Here is a 21,204-nt window from a genome sequence, read left to right as displayed (position 1 = left end):
CGGCTATTTTTTGATAACATGAAAGCTGTGGCTTGATCGGTCCGTGTACAGCACAACTACGATATATCTTCCGGAAGCGTAGGTGCTAAAATTCAGGCCCATGGTACCCTGGTGGGTATTGATGCTTTTTTGGAACAATTGCTGGCCAATCCCTGAAAACAGGGTCAACTGTGCTACTTTTTTGCGGGTATCCCGCCATTCCAGAGTGAGGATATCCGTGACCGGATTCGGATAGATCACGATTCCTGACTCCCCGAAATTTTCAGAATCCTCTCCCATCGAAGCCCCTTGGTCCTCTACAGAGGCCACGATGGTGGAATCCGCCACCTTGGCCGAACGGCTGCAGTTCACACAGACACGATTGCGCAAGGTTTGGTTGCCCGCAGCATCATAGCTAAAGGAAATTTTGTACTGTGATTGGGCGTGCCCGGACATTAGGGTAAAGACATAAAAGCTTGCGTACAACAGGAATGCTCTCATAGTGCATAAATTTTAGTTCTTCAATAGATTTCGCAGGATGGTTTCGAGCTGGTCTAGCTTTTGCTTTATTTGATTATGCTCTTGCTTGAACCTCAAGAGCTCCTCAATCCGTTTTTCCTGTGCTATGGTATACAGCGTCAACTCCTCAATCTTTTCCAAGAGTTTCATGTTCATGACACCCAGCTCTACGCCCTTGGCCTCCATTTCTGCAGCGGATGGTATGTTGGGCAGATGGCCATGTTCCGTGATATAATCTTGAATTTCCTTAAGGTCGGGGAGATTGTAATCGGCCGCAAAGACGTAGTCGGGCGCGGGTACGGAAAGGTCTATCCGCACCTCCTCCGCATGGATCTTACCCTTTACCGTGAGTTTGGCATCTGGGGTGGTGGTGCCGATGCCGAGATTGCCATAATTATTTAAAAAAAAGGTTGAAATCCATTCTCCTGTTTGCCAGTACCTATAGCCAATATTAAAACTTCCCACAGCATCGTCACCTATTCTTAGTTTGAGTACCACATGGTCCCTACCGGTATCTTCCCTATAAAATGCCGTATAATCTGTATTAGTGCCAAACGAGCGATCTACTAGGGCATATTCATAGGATTGAACTTTTCCTCTGACATCTAATTCCTTGCCAGGGTCCGTAGTTCCAATCCCCACATTCCCGGAAGCGGGAAAGGTATTCGTCTGGGCCATAGCGAACAAGGGCAGCCCACATAATAACAAAAGTGTATTTTTCATAATCCATCGGTTTTAACTAGGCGCATTTCGCTTGGGAGCTAGCTTAAATGAAGGGAGAGGGCGGCCCATACCAGGGCCATTGTCTTTTATGCGCCAATTAAAACTCGGGATTAAATTATTGTAAAGGAAATCTGATGTAATACGCGGCCAATTTGGGTAATAAGTGGGAAGACGCCTGTCCTGAGAAGGAAGTGAGATTTGCCCGTGATCCGGTGCTTGGAAGAAAAAAAGGGCCAAAAAAAAGGGAAGCCATTGGCCTCCCCTTTTTGTTTTATAGCAGATCCTATTAGAATCGAAACCCTACCCCAAGACTGGCGTTGGAAAGCGTGCCCAGATCCCCGGATGAAAAGGAACTGAACCGGCCGTTAATGTCAAAGTGATCCGAAACGGCATACCGCAACTGAAAGCGGTAGACCAGGTCGCCGTCTATGTTGGACTCCAGCGAAACCCCATAACCCACATCGCCCCCGATCCAAAAGCCATCGCTCACTTCCAAATCTACCGAAGCAAGGATCGGAACGTATTTAAAATCGGCGAAGTCCTCCTTGCCAGAGTATACGGTAACCCCCGAACCTACGCCAACATGGACCGTTTCCGATACGGAAAAATCATATTCAAAATCGAGATTGGCCACAAAAGAGGCAAAATCCCCCTTGTCCCCCAGCGGGATGCCGGCATTTAGGCCGACCCTTAGACCATCCTGGGCCGATACCGTATAACCGAATACGGCAACAACGGCAACTAACAGTACTTTCTTCATAATTTCTGGTGTTTAATTAATGCTTTGGCAAGCATCGGAACCCAAGAGAAATGTCATCAGCAACCTGGGGATGACAACCTTCACTCTTTCACTCATTTCCTTTAAAGTATGATGACATTTTACAACGTGCCCGATGTACCACTGTAGCACCTAAAAAACAGTCTTATGAAAACCGTACAGATCGCATGTTTCGCACTTTTTTCGACCCTGAGCCTTTCCTGTCAGAACGCACAGCACACGGACAAAACCTCAACCACACATCATTCCACCTCACCCACAAGCGCAAAAACGATGAAAAAGCACCAATACAAGGACGCCCATACCGGTATGGTCGTATACAGCAAACAATATCCCTCGGATTGGAAGGTGGTCTCCATGGCCTCCTATAAATACGATAAGGCCCTTCCCGGTTTTTCCTATCAAATCCAGGGCCCGGGAGGCGTAAAGGCCTTCAATTCCATGCATGAGGCCTATACGTATTTTGACAACCAGGAACTGAACCGTACCATGGGTACTTATGGGATGCAAATACGACCCATACCCCAGATAAGCGCCTTGATGCAGCGGGAGTTTTTCCCAAAAATGCAGTCCCAGGGATTCAAATACCTGGGTGAGGAAATGGCCACGGACAAGAAACAGTTTATCATTCAAAAACTCAGAAAACAAGGCCTTTCCAATGTGGATCTGGAGGTGCTCACCACAAAATGGACCAATGACAAGGGTCAAAAGGCCTTGGTAGATCTGGCACTGATCAAATTTTATAGTCCCGACCCCTATGGCGGGCAAATGACCTCCTGGGTATACGGGGCCGATTATTTGGTGGCCGATTCCGGGCACTTGGACACGGCCTATGGGGCATTGAACACCGCCCTGCGCTCGGAAGCGGAAAATCCGGAATGGGCGCGCTACAAAAACCTCCTGATGCAGCGCAGACAACAGCAGTCCGCCGTGGACCATCAGCGACGTATGCAGGCTTCACAGGCCCAGTTCCAATCCCATCAGCAATACATGAAGGGGCAGTACGCCGCCAGTGATGCCAGGCACAACGCCTATATGCAACGCCTACGGGGCACCGATGGTTCCGATGCCGGACATCAGGGTTTTATCAATAACATCCGTGACGAAGAGACCGTCAACCATCCCAACGGACAACAGTACCAGGTAGAAGGCTATGCCAAAAACTATTGGATGGACAGTGAGGGCAACTACATTAAGAGCGATGACCTGTTCTATAGCCCCAATGGGGACATTAACCTCAACAACAAGGAATGGACCAAGTTGGAACGCAACCGATGATGACATTTTTAAACACGCCCGATGTAAGGGAAAGGAAGAGAACAATAACGTAAAACGAATGACCAAATGAAAAACGCAAAACAACTCATGGCCCTGCTCCTGGTAGTATTTACCCTTAGCTTGGGTTGCAACAAGGAAGACGACAACATTGCACAAATCCCGGATCCGCAGCAGCAAGACCCCGATGGTGGGGAGGATCCCGATGGCGGTGAAGATCCCGTTGATGGGGATTTTAAAACCGTTGATGTATCGGTCAGCCTACCTGTGGGATCCGGATTGGACCTCTCCACCACCGAGCTCTCCACACTGTTTGTAGACACTCCTGTAGGTTCAGACGGTAGCACTTCAGCTCCTTTTAATGCGGAAAGTCCGGAATTGGCTTTTTTGGTAGATGGGGAAGACAATGTTATTCTGGCAGGCTTCATTACTGGTACCAACGATGAAATTTCAGTGACCAGTACCACTAAAGTATTGTTGTACCTATCCTTGGGCACTACCTTTCTGCCCTATGATGTAAAGGAGAAATTTATCATGGAGGTAGAAAGTATCCCTGGATTCATAGATTTTAAAGATCAAATAGGAGCGCTGTTCGAACAAGATCCCCTAATGCTGGAAAAGGCACTGTTTCAGGATGTGCTCAAGGCAAAGTTGACCAGCCTTACCAAGCTGGATTCACTAAACACAAAGACAAGTAGGTTGGATGTTAATGGAGCGGACATACGGAGCGGTCTCCAATTGGCCGATATTGATTTCCAAAACATGACCATTACCAATACCTATAGAAGACGGGCACATGCCTTTATCTATAAGACCGCCTTTAAGAATACGGAAGGCGTGGAGACTGTCATTAATGCCGACATCTTTAGTGACGACATTGCCGATAATCAGGTTCCCATTAAACTGACCAATGGGGTAAGGGGTTTCACTTCCACGGTAGACAAGTATGGCCAGGGTAAGGGCATCGACTTTTTTCAGACCGTCACCGACCCGATCACATTGCCCTTGGGGGAGGATGAGTCCGAAGCCACCTATAAGGTAAGGGTAGTTGGACCTGCTTCCTATTCAGAAGGAAAGCCCGAATTTGATGGAACCTTTGCGGAAGCGGACAAGTTGCTGGAGCTTAAGATAAAAATGTTCGCGGTAGACATCCTATTACCGGCCTTCCTGGATCTTAATGGGCACAAAAAACTGCTAAAGGACAGGGTTTCGGACGCAGGTCTCAATGCCATAGCAGATGCCACCAAGGCCGCGCTCGCCTCCTCCCCCAAAGCCTTGGAGAGTGTTATTAAGGGAGATTATGGCAAGGCTTTGGAAGATTTCTTGTTCGACATGTACACCAAATGGTCGGCATCACAGATGAAGGTATGGCTGGAGCCAATCGTAACTTTTGTGGGCGCTGTTGCGGATGAGAGCTTTACCGGAGGTTATTTTTCCCAAAACATAAAGGAAATTGAGGGAAAAATAGGGCGCTTTAACAAATTCATAAAATTTTTGGACAACACCTTAAAGGTGGGGGATTATGCAAGAATTGCCTATTCCCTGTCCAACTCCGAGGAATTGGAAGAATGGACGGTCAAGGCAAAAGAATCGGATATTCTCCTAACTCCTAACGAAAAAGTGGCATTACCAGGGCAGTTCGTAGATTTCGAAGTGCTTAGGGAACCCGAACCCAATGAGGGAGCGGTTTTGCAATACGAATGGTCTACCACAGGAAGATATGGCGTAATAAGGGACAACAACATTAACGAGGGTACCTCCTTTACCAGTTCAAAAGACAAGATATCCTATATCAGTACCGTGCCCATAAGCCAGTTAAGTGACAACGACAATATTGATGAAATTTCTGTTACCGTTTCCGTTAAAATGGGAAATACCATCACCAAGGTGGGCGTAGGTACCGCAAGGGTCAATGTAAGAAAGCTAGCCTACAGAATCAAACCCTCAGGCATTACCATACAGGGAAATACGTCATTGAGGCTTCGTCTTGAACGGACCGATGGGCTGCCACTGGCAGACAATGACGTGTACGAAAGCAAGGTGGTATGGACTACGAGTGGCAAATTTGGGCATTTCAATGGGAAAACCAATCAGGTAACCTTGGAAAAGAAGGGGAGCTACAATGTACGGTACGAAGCCTTGGATAAGGACAAAGATGGAGAGGAGACCTTTAGGGCCCTCATCTACCGAAAGCAGAAAACAGACAGCGAGTATTTGCTTTGGGAGGAAGCGGAAGCTGTTATAAACATCGACAATGACCCTAATAAGAAAATATTCTTTGTGGACAATCCTACAATTTTGGGTATCCCGCCTACAGTAAATGGAATTTACTGTGAATGGTCGGTACAGGCATCCTATAGATTTAAACCCCTTGATCCGGCCCTGTTGGCCGCGGAAAAGAAGGAAGTGGTGCAATACCAGCTAAGGATTATGGAGGCAAGCCCAGATGCCAGCCCCACTTATGTGGGATCGGGAACCATCTGGCGTCCGGAAAATGAAGCGGCCGATCTGAACGAAGACGGGGACTACGTCTTCCGGTATTCAGGGACGGGATCACAGGGTGGAGCATCGGGCTGTGGCTCTGAGGGTACACAGGCGGCCTATCAGCGTGTGTTGGATATTTATAACACTTTTGAGGGGTACGCACAAGTCGTAGTTACCTTAAAATCTACAGAGTAGCTTGTGTTAGTTTAGTTTGTATATAGGGGGCATGTGGGCACTGCTCCCTATATATATTTAAAATTCGATAAATGGTGATGCCCCCACAAAAGTTGAAATTTCCTTAAACCCTTAAAGTCAATACATGCAATGAAAACAAAAAAAGAGGTTAAGCAAAGTACAAAGGGACTTAAGCCCTAGTCCGTTACAAAAAAATCGTATCTTTTAACATTAGTAATCCGCTACCAAGAAAGAAACGATTGAACCAACGAACCACTGATCAAGAAAAGCTGATTGAAGGCATCAAGGCCAATAACCAGAGTGCCTTAAAAAAGCTGTATCAGGACAATTTTTTTAAGGTCGAAAAATACATCTTAAAAAATAGCGGGTCCAAGATGCAGGCCAAGGATATTTATCAGGAAGCCTTTACGGCGGTTTGGAAAAACATACGCTTGGGAAAGTTTGTCCCTGAGGGCGATACGGCGCTAAACGGATATTTGTTCCGCATTGCCCGAAACAAGTGGACGGACTATTTGCGATCGTCCGAGTTCAAAAAAAAGACCGCCCTGGACGAGACCCATCCGAAAATCAGTGCCAAAGTGGAAACGGATGTGGATGAAACGGATATAGATGAAAGGGACAGAAGATTACACAAGGTCATAGCAACCTTCAAAATTCTTGGAGAACCCTGTAGACATCTGTTGACCATCTTTTATTTTGAAAAGAAATCGCTGCGGGAAATAGCCAAGGAACTAAATATAGGGGAAGCCTCTGCCCGCAACAAAAAATACCGTTGTATTGAAAAATTACGGGCCCTGGTATTGACCCCAAATTAAATTGAAAACCGCTGGAAGAAAAGAAGAACAACATACCGCAAGACGTATTTGAAACCATGGAACGTTACCTCAATAACACCATGGACGAGAAAGAACGCGCCTCCTTTGAAGGCCAACTAAAGGAGAACCCTGGCTTAAAGAAACAACTGGAGGAGGTCCAGATCCTTATCGAAGGTGTGGAAACCGCTGCGCTTCAGGGACGAATGGACGACTTTCACGAGGCCTTGGCTCAGGAAGGGCCAGAGGTCAAAAAACAGCATAATGGTTTTAGAAAATACACCATTGCCGCCTCCATTGCCGTTTTGATCGGTTTGGCCAGCTTCTGGATTTTGACCAGCGAGCAACCGAACGACAGGTTGTTTGCCAAATACTTTGTTCCGGATCCCGGTCTGCCCACTACCATGGGAACCGATGCCAATTACGCCTTCTACGAGGCCATGGTAAGCTACAAACGCGCCAATTACGCAGTGGCCATAGCCCAGTGGAGTGGGCTCTTGGAGGAAAAGCCCGCCAATGACACCCTGAACTACTTTATAGGGGTTGCCCATCTGGCCAATTCGGATGCGGAAAAGGCTATGTCCTACCTTAACGCCTTGAGCGAGCAGCCGAACAGCGTATTCGCGGATGAAGCATTCTATTATTTGGGATTGGCCCATTTAAAAGCAGGGGATCTGGAGGCCGCAAAAGCGTATTTCAACAAAAGTCAGACTGAAAGGGCATGGGCCATCATGACCGAGTTAAATGATTAAAACGATATGAAAAAAAGGCGCTTACCATCCTATCGTTTGTTTCTTTCCCTTTGTTGTTTTTTCTTCCTGTCACAGGCCGTACAGGCCCAAAACGACAGCCTTTCCGGCCCGGGTTATCTGGATAAATTGATTGAGGAAGCAGCCTATGCGAAGGCCAGGACTTTCTTGGAGCAACAAATGATAACCTTTAGGGCACAGGGCAACTACGATACCTTGGTTCACTATATCAAATACGTGGGCAGTTTTAAGCTGGCCAACGACGATAGTGCGGCCGCCATCGAAAAAGCCAAGGCCTTGGTTTCCGAACTGATCGGGCAGCACAATGATTACCGCTCCAAGGAAGCGCTTCTGGAACTCGCTTGGTTGTACGATGATGCGGGAGCACCCAAAAAAGCTTATGAGACCACCCAGGAATCCCTGCAATACGCCCAAAAACTTGCCGACGCACAAAAGGCCGATTTAGAGACCCTGGAATACCAGCTGGGCATACGCGCCTCGGATTTCGGGAATATTGCACTGGCCAAAAAACACCACCTCAGGGCACTAAAGCTTCGAAAGGCCCATCCCAAAGACGATTATGAAGGGCTGTATTCCATCTATAATGCCGTAGGGGGCATGATGTGGCATTCGGCCCAACTGGACAGCGCCATGTATTTCTATAGAAACGCCCTCCAGGCCCTGGAAAAAATGGAACCAGATGCCATGAACAACTATTACCGACCCTCCCTGGTACAGAGCAATATTGCTGTTTTATTACAGGCCACCGGGCGGGTGGAGGAAGGTATCGGGTTCTGCAAAAACGCCATCTCCAATATTCAGCAGTATTTAAAGGCGCCCGAAGATGAATCGAAAAAACTGAGGGCAGAGAAATTCAAGCTCATGTACGTGGACAACCTAGGGGCTTTTTATCACAGTGTGGGGGAATTTAAGAAGGCCGATGAACTCATCACCTATTCCTATAATGAAAAACGGAAACTTTTACGGGAAGACGACCCCAAAATCATGATTTCCCTTATTCTTTTGGGGGAAGCAAAAATGGGCCTCAAAGAGTACACCAAGGCCGGGGAGTATCTGGACAAGGCCCTGGAAATCATCCAAAAAAATCCCGGCACGCAATTCTACTGGCACGGAGCGGCACTGGTTTCCAGAGCTTCGGTCTATGATGAACTGGGCGATGCCCAAAACGCCGAAAAGCTATACGAACAAAGTGAAGCATTGTACAAGCGCAGTTTACAGGGACAGTATACCAAGGATTATCTGGACGAATTTATTGAGATGTCCCTCTTCTACGCCAAAAGGGGAAGACCCGAAAAAGCACTGGGGCTGGCCCAAGAGGGCTATGATTTTGTAAAGAACAGTACCTTTAAAAACACGGTGCAGGAGTTCCACCATATCCTCAATATGGCCCAGGTGCACTACCAACTCAAAAATTACGGGGACGCCCTCAGGTTCAGTGAGGAAAGTTTGGCATTATCCGTAGACGGTCATTGGGGAGGAACCTCGTTGCTGGACTCCGTACAGATAGAATCCCAAAAACCCAAGGCCTTATTGATCTGGGCCCGGACGCAGTACAAGCTCAACAAAAACAGGAATGAAAATTTTCTGAAAAAACTGCTCGTAGAAATTGAACGAGGGTTGCGTATTCTGGAACGGGGAAGAACGATCATCACCGCTTTCGAAGACCTCAATATCCTGATCTCGGAGCATACGGAATTGTTCAATTTCGCTAAAAAAATTCGGCTGGATCTTTACCACCTCAGCCAAGACGAGAACTATTTGACAGATATCCTGTCCCTGCACGAATCGAGCATTTACAGTAGAATTCGCTCCCGTCTGGACGTCAAAAAAAGCATTGCCTTTGTGGACGTACCGAAAAGCGTGCTGGATCGGGAGCAAAAGCTAAAAAACGCCATAAATGCCTCTTTGACCGGTACCTCGGGAAATGCCGGCAGTATTCAGGACTTCTTCCGGGCCACGGACCAATGGAAAGTTTTTTTGGATACCTTAAAACAACAGTACCCCCGCTACCACAAAATGCGTTACGCCACGCTCGAAGAGCCCTTGGGCCATCTTCAAAAGAACCTTCCGGACAACACCACCATCTTGCGCTATGTATTCATTGATAATATGCTGCACGCTTTTGTGATTACTAAGGAAAGTAAGCGTATCATTCCCTTGGATTATGAACCCGTTACCCATCATATTGCCGATCTGGACAAAAACCGGAACAACTTCCAGGAAACCAGCGTATTGTTGCACGAATTGTATCAACAGCTCTGGCAACCGATAGCATCACTAATCAACACCCAAAAAGTACTCATCATTCCAGATAGGGAACTCTTTAATCTGAGTTTTGAAATGCTGACCCCTACCCGCATAACCTCCTTTAAGGAACTGGGTCAAAATAGCCTTCTGGCCAAACATGAGGTTTCCTACAACTACAGCCTGCTCCTCTTGGATGAAACCCGGAAAAGTGTTGCTTACGATAACAATTTTGTAGCCTTTGCGCCCGAATTCAATACCGGTATGAAGCGTACCTATCAGATTGCGATAACCGACTCCGTAGATCTGGACAAAACCTATCTTACCCTACTCCCCCAGCCCTTTAGCGTAGATTTGGCCAAACAGTTCTCACGACGGTTTAAAGGGAGTTCCTTTTTAAATGAAAACGCCTCCAAGCAGGTTTTTGCCCAATCGGCCAAAGAGCACAAGATTATCCACATAGGAACCCATGCTGAAAACAATAATATTAGCCCCGAACTTTCCCGCCTGATCTTTGCCAAGAACGCCTCGGACAACAGTACGGTCAATGACAACTCCCTGTACACCTACGAAATCTACAATCAGGACCTGAGCTCCAACCTGGCCATTTTAACGGCTTGTGAAACAGGAAAGCCTACCTATCAGGCCGGGGAGGGTATGATTTCCCTGGCCCATGCCTTTAACTATTCCGGTAGCGAAAGTATATTGACCAGCCTTTGGAAAATAGACGAGCAATCAAGTTCCGGCATCATTGCGTCCTTCTACGAATATCTCTCTACGGGGCTTCCCAAGGACGAAGCCCTGCGAGCCGCCAAGCTGGACTATATTGCTTCGGCAGAAGGAAGAACCGTTTCGCCCCAGTACTGGGCCGGGCTTGTGCTTATGGGCGATACGGCACCAATAGCGCTTACCAAAACAAATACTTGGTGGTACTGGGGGATCGGACTGTTAGTGGTTGCAATCCTAATCGCATATTTTGCAAGAAACATGGTCCGGTCGCTAAAGTGAAAGCCGGTCAAAACCAGGTCGGGCTCCATATGGGGAGCGGTCAGTGGTCATATGGGTTTTAATGTGGGCATGACCTACCTGATTTTTTACTATCTTTTCTAAATCGGAAGATAATGTCAAAACACTGCATCAGCCATCGGACTATGGAGCACATAATGAAAATTACTTTGGGAAAATTGTGTTTAGGGGGTATGCTCATACTACAGAGCGCTCTATTGTTGGCCCAGGCGCCGCAGGATGCCACAGTACCCGTGCTCTTTGAACCCGGCCTGATCTCTACCGCTCAGGTAGAAACCTCTTCCACTTTTTCCAGGGATGGGAAGGAACTCTATTTTGCCCGTAGGCCCGGTAAATGGGGACAAGGAAAATCGAGCAGTTCTATTTACCGATCGGTAAAACGGCACGGTAGCTGGTCCCCTCCGGAACTGGCCTCCTTTTCGGGCACCTATAACGATGGGGCACCCCATCTCAGCCAAGATGGGAACCAATTGTACTTTATTTCCTCGCGGCCCTCGGACACGGGCGAAACTTCCGCCGATATCTGGATAACACAAAGGGAAGCGGATGGAAACTGGGGAACGCCCCGCCGCTTGCCCTCGCCCATCAACTCCCCCTTCACCGAATACAGCCCCCGTACAGATGCCCAGGGTAACCTCTATTTTGCGTCTACCCGGCCGGGAGGATACGGACAGGGAGATCTGTACATGGCAAAACGCGTAACCGAAGGGTTTGGCATACCCATAAACCTGGGGACCGCGATCAACTCCGATTTGGGGGAATGGAACCTGGGCATCAATGGATCGGGCGACATCCTTGTTTTTGAGGCCTCCCAACGCGCCGAAAACCTGTCTTCCTACGGCGATCTCTACATCAGTTTTAAGGTAGCGGGGCAATGGACCCCTGCCCTAAACCTTAAGGAACTCAACACCACCGGTAGCAACCTCTATCCGTATATGACCCCCGATGGGGACCGACTCTATTTCACCAGTAGTGCTACCTTGGAGAGTACCGATACCAACATATTCAGCGTGGCCTTCAAACCTCTGGTAAGCCAGTACCGAAAACGCGCCACAAGCAAGGGACAATAACTGCAGCCCTAAAAATGACCAACAAAATTATGGGTACATGGTCAATTCCCGTTAGTTTTCCATGGGGTATTACGACTCACTAATAAATTCTAGTGGCTAGGAAGAAACTATATGTGTCTTGGCCTTTTCCTAATGAAATACCCAGTACACCGATGAAGATTACATTACAACTTTTTGGCCTTCTTTTTTTGTTCACTGCCGTTGTCACAAACGCACAGGAACCCTTGCATGCCCCAGTGAAGAAAAGAAGTTTCCCTACGAATCTTTCCGGTTCGGAACGGAATGTGGCCCAACTCTATCAAAAGGTCTTGCCAACCGTAGTCACCATCCATACCACTTCCAATGCCATTACGGAACGAGGTCCGGTACAAAATCAGGGTTTGGGATCCGGGGTACTCATCTCCCACGATTGTCATATTCTCACCGCAGCCCATGTGGTAGATGGTTCCTCCAAGATTGTGGTAAAGACCCAGGATGGCAAAAAGCGCAATGCCACCGTGCTCTTTAGCGAAAAATCGGCCGATATCGCACTCCTAAAGCTAGATGTGACCGATAGTTCCCTGGCGCATGCTACCCTAGGTGATTCGGACGCCCTGGCCGTGGGACAGCATATTTACGCCATAGGAAGCCCTTACGGAATGGAAAATTCCTTTTCCGCGGGCATTATCTCCGCCTTCCGTGGTTTTAACACCCTATATGACGGTACGGTAAGCATTGAATTCATACAGACCGATGCGGCCATCAATTCTGGGAACAGTGGCGGACCACTCTTTAATTCCAAGGGAGAGGTGATAGGTATCGCTTCAAGTATCCTTACGGTTTCTGGTGGTTTTCAGGGCATCGGGATGGCAGTGACCATTAATACGGCCAAGGAACTTCTTGCCTTTGAGCAACGTCCATGGATCGGAGTGGAAAGTGTCTTTCTACGGCAGGAAGAGCTTTCCAAACTCTTTAACCTCAATATTCCAGGGGGACTGCTTATCCAAAAAGTGGCCCAAGGGAGCCCAGCCGGCAAAGCCGGTCTGCGGGGCGGCTACATCAAGGCGAACATCAATGGCAGGCAAATCCTCTTTGGGGGCGATATCATACTGCATATCGGGCCACAGGCAGCCTGTCATATAGGCTGTTTGGAATCGGTAAAGAACCAATTGGTGGACAAGGATAAAATTGAGCTGCGCTATCTTCGGGAAGGAAAGGAATATACCACTACGGTTGATGTTTCCGAGGTGCGAAAGAACTTTTTAACGCCCCAATAAGCCCCAAAGAGCAAAAATAAGCCCGGTATGGGGCACCTAATTTTCAATTCTTCTTAATACCTTAGTGTTCACCTTAGGTTTTGGGCATGGGCAAGGAGAACAAACGCAATATTTCTATCACCGGATCAACGGAATTTACCGGCATCCGCCTAAAGGCCCCTGCGCCCTATGCGGCAGGAATTCCCGGGGTAAAGACCGCCCTACAGCATGCTTTTAAGGAAATGGGGGTGGTCCGTTCCTTGCACGGCCTGGCCCATATGAACCAAAAGGAAGGTTTTGATTGCCCAGGCTGCGCTTGGCCAGACCCTGAAAAACCCTCCAAATTGGGGGAATACTGCGAAAATGGCGCCAAAGCTCTCGCCGAGGAGGCCACCAACAAAAAAGCGGATGCCGCTTTCTTTGCACGCCATTCCGTGGAAGAACTCTCTACCTGGACCGATTACCAGATCGGGAAGAGCGGACGTCTCACAGAACCCATGCTCTTGCGACCGGGCAGCGTGCATTACGAACCGGTAACCTGGGAAAAAGCCTTTTCCCTTATTGCCTCCGAACTGAGGCAATTGGATACTCCGGACGAGGGGGTATTCTACACCTCAGGCCGGTCTAGCAATGAAGCGGCCTTCTTATACGGACTCTTCGTGCGGGCCTTCGGGACCAACAACATGCCCGACTGTTCCAATATGTGCCATGAATCAAGTGGGGTGGCCCTGAGCCAGACCTTGGGCATTGGTAAGGGCTCGGTAAAACTGGAAGATTTTGAGGAGGCCGAAATCGTCATCGTCATGGGGCAAAATCCAGGGACCAATCACCCTCGAATGCTCTCGGCCTTGCAGAAATGCAAGGAAAACGGCGGCAAGATCATCAGCATCAATCCCTTGGAGGAAGCAGGGCTCATCCGTTTTAAAAATCCACAGGAATTTAAAGGCGTCCTGGCTTCCGGAACACCGCTCACCGATCTGCACCTACAGGTTAAAATCAACCAGGACGTTTCCCTGTTGAAACTGCTGATTAAAAAATTGGCAGCCCTGGACGAAACAAGTCCCCAGGTCTTTGACCACGAATTCATAAACCGGTATACACATGGGTACGAGGTCCTAATAGGCCACTTGAAACAGTTTTCGGAAAAGGAGCTTTTGGCCCTTTGCGGGGTGGCGGAAGAACACATAGATAGGGCCGTGGAACTTTTGGCCCAAAAAAACAAGATCATCATCTGCTGGGCCATGGGGCTTACGCAGCACAAAAACGGGGTGGCCAACATCAAGGAATGCGTTAATTTACTACTGCTCAAAGGAAGCTTGGGCAGGCCGGGTGCGGGCACCTGCCCTGTTCGCGGCCATAGTAATGTACAAGGCGATCGTTCCGTGGGCATTATGCACCAGGTTTCCCCGGAACTAAATGCCAGCATTGCAAAGACTTTTGGGTTTATTGCCCCTGAAAAAGAGGGTTTGGACACCGTACATGCCATTGAGGCCATGCACCAGGGCAGGGCCAAGGTCTTTATTGCCCTGGGGGGCAATTTTGTCTCGGCCGCCTCCGATACGATCTACACGGCAGAAGCGCTACAAAATTGCAAGCTTACCGTAAACATCAGCACCAAATTGAACCGGACACATTTGACCGCTGGCAAAACCGCCTTGATCCTCCCCACCTTGGGGCGTTCCGAACTGGATCGAAAAGAGGGGAAGCCTCGCTTTTTCACGGTAGAGAACAGTATGGGCAAGGTACATCGCTCCAAGGGCCTGCTGGCCCCAGCCTCTGACCAGCTCAAAAGTGAACCCGAAATCATAGGGGCCATGGCCCATGCGTACTTTGAGGGAAACCATGTGGTGGATTGGGAAGGCCTGAGCGAGGACTATGCACTTATACGGGCCAAATTGGAAGAGGTAATCACAAGTTTTAAGGGCCTCAGCGCCAAATCCGAAGGTTCCGGTTTCTATCTGCCCAACAATGTGCGCGACCTGGATTTTAGCAAACTGCCCAACGGGAAGGCGCAATTTAGTTGCTGCCCCCTCCCGGACCATCAATTAAAACCTCATGAATTTTTGCTGATGACCGTACGGTCCCACGACCAGTTCAATACCACCATTTATGGGCTGCACGATCGTTATAGAGGGGTTTACAACGAACGAAGGGTGATTTTTATGCATCCTGATGACATGCGGGCAAATGCCTTGGAAAAATTGGAGGTGGTACACCTGATAAGCAGCTACGACGGCAAAGAACGCAAAGCCTATAATTTTTTGGTCATTCCCTATAACATTCCCCAGGGCAACCTGGCCTCCTATTTTCCCGAAACCAATGTGCTGGTACCCTATAACCATTTTGCCGATCAAAGTCACACCCCCATAAGCAAATCCATAGTGGTCACCCTCGAAAAAGCCAGCCATGTATAGCATTGTAGATATTGAGACCACGGGCAACGGTATACTTGGGAACAAGATTACCGAAATTGCCATCTTTAAGCACGATGGGCATCGGGTGGTGGACGAGTTTACCAGCCTGGTAGATCCCGAATGTGAGATTCCCTATTTTATCACAGGGCTTACGGGTATTGACAACCATTTGGTGCGAAATGCGCCGAAAATCCACGAGATTGCCGATAGAATTCTGGAGCTCACCCAGGATACCATCTTTGTGGCCCATAGTGTAAATTTTGACTACAAGGTGATCAAAAATGAGCTTAAGATCCTCGGAATCGATTTTACCCGAAAAAAATTGTGCACGGTACGTTTGTCCCGTAGATTGTTCCCGGGCTATCGTTCCTACAGTTTGGGGAAACTGTGTTCCGCATTGGACATTCCCTTGATGGACCGTCATAGGGCCAGGGGCGATGCCCATGCCACAGTCTTGCTCTTTCAAAAATTGCTGCTGGCCCAGGGAGCCGATGCTATTTTTAAGAGCTTTTTAAATGCCCGCTCCCAAGAAGCAACCTTGCCTCCGGGGCTTCCCAAGGAAGTTTTTACTAGTCTGCCCATGCAGCCGGGCATCTACTATTTTAAGAATGATAAAGGACAAATTATCTACGTTGGGAAGGCCAAGAACCTGAAAAAAAGGGTTTTGGGGCACTTTTATGACAAGGCTGACAAGGAAGTGAAAATGTGCCGGGAGACTAGCGCCATCGATTTTGAGCTTTCCGGGAGCGAACTGGTGGCCCTATTGATGGAATCGGCGGCCATAAAGCAGCACTATCCCCTCTATAACCGTGCCCAGAAAAAATCGACGCAGCAATACGCAATTTTCTGCTATGAAGACCGTAACGGTATCCTGCACCTGGCCTATAACAGGTTAAAGCTGGTGCCCAGGCCATTGGCCACCTTCTACAATCTGGCCGATTGCAGGTCCTATCTGCAACGGATCTGCATGTCAGAGGAACTATGTCCCAAATACTGCCATTTGCAGGAAAATGTGAGTAGTTGTTCGCACTACAGTATTACTTCTTGTGGAGGTATTTGTACAGGAAAGGAATCTATAGAGGCTTACAACAAAAAGGTACGATCCGCGATTGCCCATATGGGACGCAGCGCCGAAAATCTCCTGATCAAGGAAAGGGGCAGGACCCTTGAAGAAGATGCCATTGTACTGATCCGGGAGAACCGCTATTGTGGCTACGGTTTCATTGAAAAAACCATGGAAATTAAGACCCTGGAGGACATTGAGGCCTATATCCTTCCCCAGAAGGACACGGTGGATGCACAGCGTATTGTGCAATCCTTTATACAACGAAATCCCGAAAGCATATTGATGTTCGATACCGTGCACGAACTGCCCGTGAGCAACGAGCGTTAAAGGTCCCGAAGCGATGCCAGCCCATAATTGGTTTTGACCAAAAAAAGACAGAAAACCCGGATGCCTACAAGGTGGTCGGGCAAACGTAGTCGGTAACGGCCATCCCCGATTGTTTCATTGCGGCAAAACCTCCGGCAACGTCCACTAGATTGTGAATGCCCCGGCTTTTTAAGATAGAGGCCGCAATAACCGAGCGATAGCCACCGGCACAATGCAGGTAAAAAGTTTCCTCTTGGGGAAACTCGGCCATATGCTCATTGAGGAAATCCAAAGGGGTGTTCTCGGCATCTACTACATGTTCTGCCGTGTACTCACTTTCCTTTCGCACATCGAATATCGGTTTTTTGTCCGATGCTACTCGGCGTTTAACCTCTTCCGCCTGCAGGGAGGTAATGGTATCCATTTCCTTTCCGGCTTTCTTCCAGGCCTCAAAGCCGCCTTCAAGATAACCCAGGGTCTGATCAAAACCTACGCGCGATAAACGGGTCACCGTCTCTTCTTCCTTGCCTTCCGGGGCAATAAGTAGAATGGGTTGTTTTACATCGGCGATCAAGGCGCCCACCCAGGGCGCAAAACTGCCTCCCAGTCCTATAAATATGGACCGGGGAAGATGCCCTTTTACAAATTCGTCCTGATGCCTCACATCCAGGATGACCGCGCCGGTATCATTGGCCATGGCCTCAAAGGCCTCGGGAGAAAGCGCACTGGAGCCCCTTTCCAGCACCTTGTCAATATCTTCATACCCCTCCTTGTTCATTTGTACGTTCAGCGGGAAATATTTTGGTGGGGGCAACAGGCCTTCCGTTACCTCGTTTATGAATTCCTCACGGGTCATATCGGCCCGTAGGGCGTAGTTCATTTTCTTTTGATTGCCCAAGGTATCCACCGTCTCCTTCATCATATTCTTGCCACAGGCAGAACCTGCCCCATGCGCAGGGTAAACAATGACCTCATCTGCCAAGGGCATAATCTTGGTACGCAGGCTATCGAAGAGTTTGCCCGCGAGCTCCTCCTGGGTCATATTAGCGGCTTTCTGTGCCAGGTCCGGACGGCCCACATCACCTAAAAAGAGGGTATCCCCTGAGAAAATAGCATGGTCCTTTCCATCCTTGTCCTGTAGTAGATAGGTGGTGCTCTCCATGGTGTGGCCCGGGGTGTGCAGCACCTTGATGGTCAATGCTCCCAAAGGAAACTCCTGGCCATCCTCGGCGATGATCGCATCAAATGCAGGCTCGGCATTGGGGCCAAAAACTATAGGTGCCCCGCTTTCCTTGGACAGGGTTACATGACCGCTTACAAAATCGGCATGAAAATGGGTCTCAAAAATATATTTTATCTTGGCCTTATCGGCTTTGGCCCGCTGGAGATATGGGGCTACCTCCCGTAACGGGTCTATGATCGCCACTTCCCCATTGCTTTCAATATAGTACGCCCCTTGTGCTAGACATCCGGTATAAATCTGTTCTATGTTCATCTAGTTATCGCTTTTTTATGAATATCCAAAAATACGTTTTATTCCGCTTTCCTTTTGTGACCTTGGTCACATTCAGTTCCGGTTTTGATGGGCCACCTTGCCCTGTAAGATCGATACCTCGGTAGGGTTATCAAAATAAGCAACAGCTTCCTTGGTCTGTACAAAAAGGTGTTCTTTTTTCAAGAGATCAATAATCCCACTGCTAAAAAAGATATCACGGGCAGGCCCAATGGCACCGGCAATATAGAACTGTACGCCTCTTTGTTGTAATTCCCCTATCACGGCCACCAACATTTTGGCGGCTGTGGAATCGATATAATTGATCGCCTCGGCGTTTAGGACCACCCCTTTTAGCTTTCCCCCTTTGGCCGCAACCTGTTTAAAGAGTTGCGTCTTAAAAAAGGAGGCATTGCCAAAATACAATTGTGCATCGAACCTAATGATCAGTAAATCCTCCCGAATTTCCACCTCCTCCCCAAAGCGGTCTATGTTCTTGTAGTAGTCTGTTCCCCGAATATTGCCCAGAACGGCAAAATGGGGTTTGGACGTTCTGTATACCATCAGCAGCAGGGAAAACAGCACCCCTATCAAAATGCCTTCCTTAATACCCACAAAGAGGGTGATCAAAAAGGTACCAAGCAATACCAGGAACTCGTCCTTGCGAAGGCGCCACAGGCGTTTGGGATAGGCCACATCGATCAATCCAAAGACCGATACCATGATGATAGAGGCCAATACCGCGTTGGGTAGAAAATAAAACAAGGGGGTGAGGAAAAGCAAGGTCACCACAACCATGACTACGCTGAACAGCGATGCCAGATTACTCTTCACACCGGACGAGTTGCTAATAGCTGAACGGGAAAAACTTGCAGTGACGGGATAGGACTGAAAAAAAGATCCCAACATATTGGAACTGCCCAGGGCCACCAACTCTTGATTGGCGTCTATGGTATATTCATCGTTCTTTTCTTCCATGGCCTTGCCTATGGAAATGGCCTCCAAATACCCGATCAGGGCCAGGGTCAAAGCTATGGGCCATATGTCTAGGAAATGTTGTAGCCTGATCTCCGGAACGGAAAAGGACGGCAGGCCCTTGGGTATCTCGCCTACCAGTTCCACGCCCTTGGACTCAAGCCCAAAAAAATAGACACCCAATATCCCCAGCACCACGGCCAAAAGAGTTCCTGGTATACGTTTGTCCCATTTTTTAAGAAGAATAATAAGTGCGATGCCCAACAGACCGATACCCAAATCATAGGGATTGGTTGCCCCCAATTGTCCAAGGGCATTTGCCAGTAACTCATGAAATTGGGTACTTCCCTGGACCGATACGCCCAAAAGATGTTTTAATTGGCTGAACATGATGATCAGAGCGGCAGCCGATGTAAATCCACTGATTACGGGCCTGGACAGAAAATTCACCAAAAAACCCATACGGCCCAATCCCAGAAGGAACTGTATGGCACCCACGCTAAAGGCCAGAAAAATGGCCATGGCGATATAATGTTCAAGTCCTGTTATAGCCAGGGTACCTAGACCGGCAGCCACCAATAACGAATCCATGGCCACTGGACCCACGGCCAACTGCCGCGAGCTGCCCAAAAAGGCATAGACCAAAATAGGAAAAAGTGATGCATACAGGCCATAGACAGGCGGTAGTCCGGCAATCATGGCATAGGCCATGCCCTGGGGGACCAGGATAATGCCCACGGTGATTCCGCCCAGAAGATCTTTGGTGAAATACTTCTTTTTATAAAGGGGCAGCCAATCCAAAAAGGGAAAAAACCGTTGCATGGGCCAAATGTACCATTAAATCGGGAAACCTTTGTGACCTGTGTTACGTCCAGAAGCCGCCTTTTTTAAGGCCTGCCAACAGCTATTATTCCTGTTTAAAATAATCCTCTTTGTAAAAGGTGCCCAAAGCTGGGGTCAGCAGCAGCACTTCGGGTTTGTCCTTACGGAGCAGTACCTGCCAGTTGTGAAAGGCCTCCCAAGCCTCATCCACATATAGGGCCGGACCGTAAGCTTCTACCAATTTTTGGCGTATCCGATCTTCTTCGCCCTTGCCGGTAAGTATCCATACCATATTGAGTTTGTCGTCCCCAAAACGGGCCTCGAACTTCCGCTGAAAACCTGCATAGGGAATGCCAAAACAATCTATTTGCAATTGGGCGTTGGGATCGCCCTCACCCAACTCGCGTTCATAGGTAAAATTGGACAACTGCTCCAGATGGGGCCTCAATTGGTCCAGCGCCCCGCCCATTTCAATGATATCAGGTACTTTGGCCGATGCTTCATAGGAAACGGCCTTGCCCCCATTGGAGGGCAGATAAGGATTGTCCCAGGTAAATAAATTGGGGTGGGCCGCTTCAGGGGTGAGCATCCATACCTTGTCCTCATCGGGTTTGGTAACGATCAGATCTTTCCAATAGGCACCATAGCCCATTAAAGTCTGTGCCGTGTCCTTCCGTTTTCCGGTCAGGGCAACAATAGCATTACCGCGCGCCTGTACCAGGACCAATTTGTCATCGGCAAAGGTAAAGGCCACCTCGGCAATCACCCCATTTTGGGAGGTATAGTTCTGACATATCACGTGGGTCTCGCTATCCTTCGCAAGAGGGAAACTTGGGGTGGCCACCTCGATCAAGCGGATCTGCTCCGCGTGAGGTTCCAATTTGGCCTTTGCCGAGCCAAGGGATTCCTGCAAGGCAAGGCCGTGGAAAAGGTCTTCGGTTTGTGCGCTGCATAAAAAGGTAAGCAGGCCAGTAATAAGGGACAAAGGGAGTCTGGGTAGTTTCATCTGTTCTTAATTT

15 protein-coding genes are annotated in these 21,204 nt (G+C 48.6%); 9 read left to right on the top strand and 6 right to left on the bottom strand.

Translation table 11 applies throughout. From position 1 onward, the window contains the following. Positions 1-3 precede the first annotated feature (3 nt). The 3 genes from ACRD67_RS11590 to ACRD67_RS11580 form a co-directional block, all read right to left on the bottom strand. A complete protein-coding gene (locus ACRD67_RS11590) occupies positions 4-480 on the bottom strand; it encodes a T9SS type A sorting domain-containing protein (protein ID WP_430967312.1) in 477 nt (158 codons plus the stop codon). Between the two features lie 12 nt (positions 481-492). Further along, positions 493-1,221: a hypothetical protein gene (locus tag ACRD67_RS11585; RefSeq protein ID WP_430967311.1), complete on the bottom strand. Its 729-nt coding sequence runs from the start codon at positions 1,219-1,221 to the stop codon at positions 493-495. 286 nt (positions 1,222-1,507) lie between these two features. Next, positions 1,508-1,981 carry a hypothetical protein gene (locus tag ACRD67_RS11580; protein WP_430967310.1) on the bottom strand — a complete coding sequence of 158 codons (474 nt, stop codon included), beginning with the start codon at positions 1,979-1,981 and terminating at the stop codon, positions 1,508-1,510. 165 nt (positions 1,982-2,146) lie between these two features. Between ACRD67_RS11580 and ACRD67_RS11575 the strand changes: the two genes are divergently transcribed. The 9 genes from ACRD67_RS11575 (at position 2,147) to ACRD67_RS11535 (ending at position 16,917) form a co-directional block, all read left to right on the top strand. Next, a complete protein-coding gene (locus ACRD67_RS11575; protein ID WP_430967309.1) occupies positions 2,147-3,277 on the top strand; it encodes a hypothetical protein in 1,131 nt (376 codons plus the stop codon). A 66-nt stretch (positions 3,278-3,343) separates the two neighbouring features. Beyond that, entirely contained in the window at positions 3,344-5,953 is a 2,610-nt protein-coding gene (locus ACRD67_RS11570; RefSeq protein WP_430967308.1) for a hypothetical protein, read from the top strand. A gap of 239 nt (positions 5,954-6,192) precedes the next feature. Next, positions 6,193-6,768 carry an RNA polymerase sigma factor gene (locus ACRD67_RS11565; RefSeq protein WP_430967307.1) on the top strand — a complete coding sequence of 192 codons (576 nt, stop codon included), beginning with the start codon at positions 6,193-6,195 and terminating at the stop codon, positions 6,766-6,768. A gap of 56 nt (positions 6,769-6,824) precedes the next feature. Further along, positions 6,825-7,517, top strand: coding sequence for a tetratricopeptide repeat protein (locus ACRD67_RS11560; protein WP_430967306.1), 693 nt, complete (start codon positions 6,825-6,827; stop codon positions 7,515-7,517). A 6-nt stretch (positions 7,518-7,523) separates the two neighbouring features. Further along, the gene (locus ACRD67_RS11555; RefSeq protein ID WP_430967305.1) at positions 7,524-10,787 is read left to right on the top strand and encodes a CHAT domain-containing protein; all 3,264 of its coding nucleotides are present in this window, start codon (positions 7,524-7,526) and stop codon (positions 10,785-10,787) included. Between the two features lie 191 nt (positions 10,788-10,978). Next, positions 10,979-11,875 carry a TolB family protein gene (locus ACRD67_RS11550; RefSeq protein WP_430967304.1) on the top strand — a complete coding sequence of 299 codons (897 nt, stop codon included), beginning with the start codon at positions 10,979-10,981 and terminating at the stop codon, positions 11,873-11,875. Positions 11,876-12,027: 152 nt separating this feature from the next. Then, positions 12,028-13,131: a S1C family serine protease gene (locus ACRD67_RS11545; protein ID WP_430967303.1), complete on the top strand. Its 1,104-nt coding sequence runs from the start codon at positions 12,028-12,030 to the stop codon at positions 13,129-13,131. 86 nt (positions 13,132-13,217) lie between these two features. Continuing rightward, entirely contained in the window at positions 13,218-15,524 is a 2,307-nt protein-coding gene (locus ACRD67_RS11540; RefSeq protein ID WP_430967302.1) for an FdhF/YdeP family oxidoreductase, read from the top strand. Continuing rightward, a complete protein-coding gene (locus ACRD67_RS11535) occupies positions 15,517-16,917 on the top strand; it encodes an exonuclease domain-containing protein (protein WP_430967301.1) in 1,401 nt (466 codons plus the stop codon). The genes ACRD67_RS11540 and ACRD67_RS11535 overlap by 8 nt, the downstream gene beginning before the upstream one ends. A gap of 64 nt (positions 16,918-16,981) precedes the next feature. On the opposite strand, the gene ACRD67_RS11530 is transcribed toward ACRD67_RS11535, so the two are convergent. The 3 genes from ACRD67_RS11530 to ACRD67_RS11520 all read right to left on the bottom strand — a co-directional run bounded on the left by ACRD67_RS11530 (position 16,982) and on the right by ACRD67_RS11520 (position 21,191). Then, positions 16,982-18,391, bottom strand: coding sequence for an MBL fold metallo-hydrolase (locus ACRD67_RS11530; RefSeq protein ID WP_430967300.1), 1,410 nt, complete (start codon positions 18,389-18,391; stop codon positions 16,982-16,984). Positions 18,392-18,463: 72 nt separating this feature from the next. Then, positions 18,464-20,185, bottom strand: coding sequence for a SulP family inorganic anion transporter (locus ACRD67_RS11525; protein ID WP_430967299.1), 1,722 nt, complete (start codon positions 20,183-20,185; stop codon positions 18,464-18,466). Positions 20,186-20,270: 85 nt separating this feature from the next. Then, positions 20,271-21,191, bottom strand: coding sequence for a hypothetical protein (locus ACRD67_RS11520; protein WP_430967298.1), 921 nt, complete (start codon positions 21,189-21,191; stop codon positions 20,271-20,273). Positions 21,192-21,204: the final 13 nt, after the last annotated feature.

The organism is Eudoraea algarum, from assembly GCF_050589645.1.
Lineage (GTDB): Bacteria > Bacteroidota > Bacteroidia > Flavobacteriales > Flavobacteriaceae > JBNGOQ01.
The sequence above is the reverse complement of the archived record's forward strand: the minus strand, read 5'-3'. Positions and strand labels throughout refer to the sequence as shown.

What these genes read in the sequence shown, in the direction of transcription:
- ACRD67_RS11555 (WP_430967305.1), top strand. Translation starts at nt 7,524, where the DNA reads ATGAAAAAAAGGCGCTTACCATCCTATCGTTTGTTTCTTTCCCTTTGT.
- ACRD67_RS11530 (WP_430967300.1), bottom strand. Translation starts at nt 18,391, where the DNA reads ATGAACATAGAACAGATTTATACCGGATGTCTAGCACAAGGGGCGTAC.
- ACRD67_RS11570 (WP_430967308.1), top strand. Translation starts at nt 3,344, where the DNA reads ATGAAAAACGCAAAACAACTCATGGCCCTGCTCCTGGTAGTATTTACC.
- ACRD67_RS11540 (WP_430967302.1), top strand. Translation starts at nt 13,218, where the DNA reads ATGGGCAAGGAGAACAAACGCAATATTTCTATCACCGGATCAACGGAA.
- ACRD67_RS11525 (WP_430967299.1), bottom strand. Translation starts at nt 20,185, where the DNA reads ATGCAACGGTTTTTTCCCTTTTTGGATTGGCTGCCCCTTTATAAAAAG.
- ACRD67_RS11545 (WP_430967303.1), top strand. Translation starts at nt 12,028, where the DNA reads ATGAAGATTACATTACAACTTTTTGGCCTTCTTTTTTTGTTCACTGCC.
- ACRD67_RS11550 (WP_430967304.1), top strand. Translation starts at nt 10,979, where the DNA reads ATGCTCATACTACAGAGCGCTCTATTGTTGGCCCAGGCGCCGCAGGAT.
- ACRD67_RS11580 (WP_430967310.1), bottom strand. Translation starts at nt 1,981, where the DNA reads ATGAAGAAAGTACTGTTAGTTGCCGTTGTTGCCGTATTCGGTTATACG.
- ACRD67_RS11585 (WP_430967311.1), bottom strand. Translation starts at nt 1,221, where the DNA reads ATGAAAAATACACTTTTGTTATTATGTGGGCTGCCCTTGTTCGCTATG.
- ACRD67_RS11520 (WP_430967298.1), bottom strand. Translation starts at nt 21,191, where the DNA reads ATGAAACTACCCAGACTCCCTTTGTCCCTTATTACTGGCCTGCTTACC.
- ACRD67_RS11590 (WP_430967312.1), bottom strand. Translation starts at nt 480, where the DNA reads ATGAGAGCATTCCTGTTGTACGCAAGCTTTTATGTCTTTACCCTAATG.
- ACRD67_RS11560 (WP_430967306.1), top strand. Translation starts at nt 6,825, where the DNA reads ATGGAACGTTACCTCAATAACACCATGGACGAGAAAGAACGCGCCTCC.
- ACRD67_RS11535 (WP_430967301.1), top strand. Translation starts at nt 15,517, where the DNA reads ATGTATAGCATTGTAGATATTGAGACCACGGGCAACGGTATACTTGGG.
- ACRD67_RS11575 (WP_430967309.1), top strand. Translation starts at nt 2,147, where the DNA reads ATGAAAACCGTACAGATCGCATGTTTCGCACTTTTTTCGACCCTGAGC.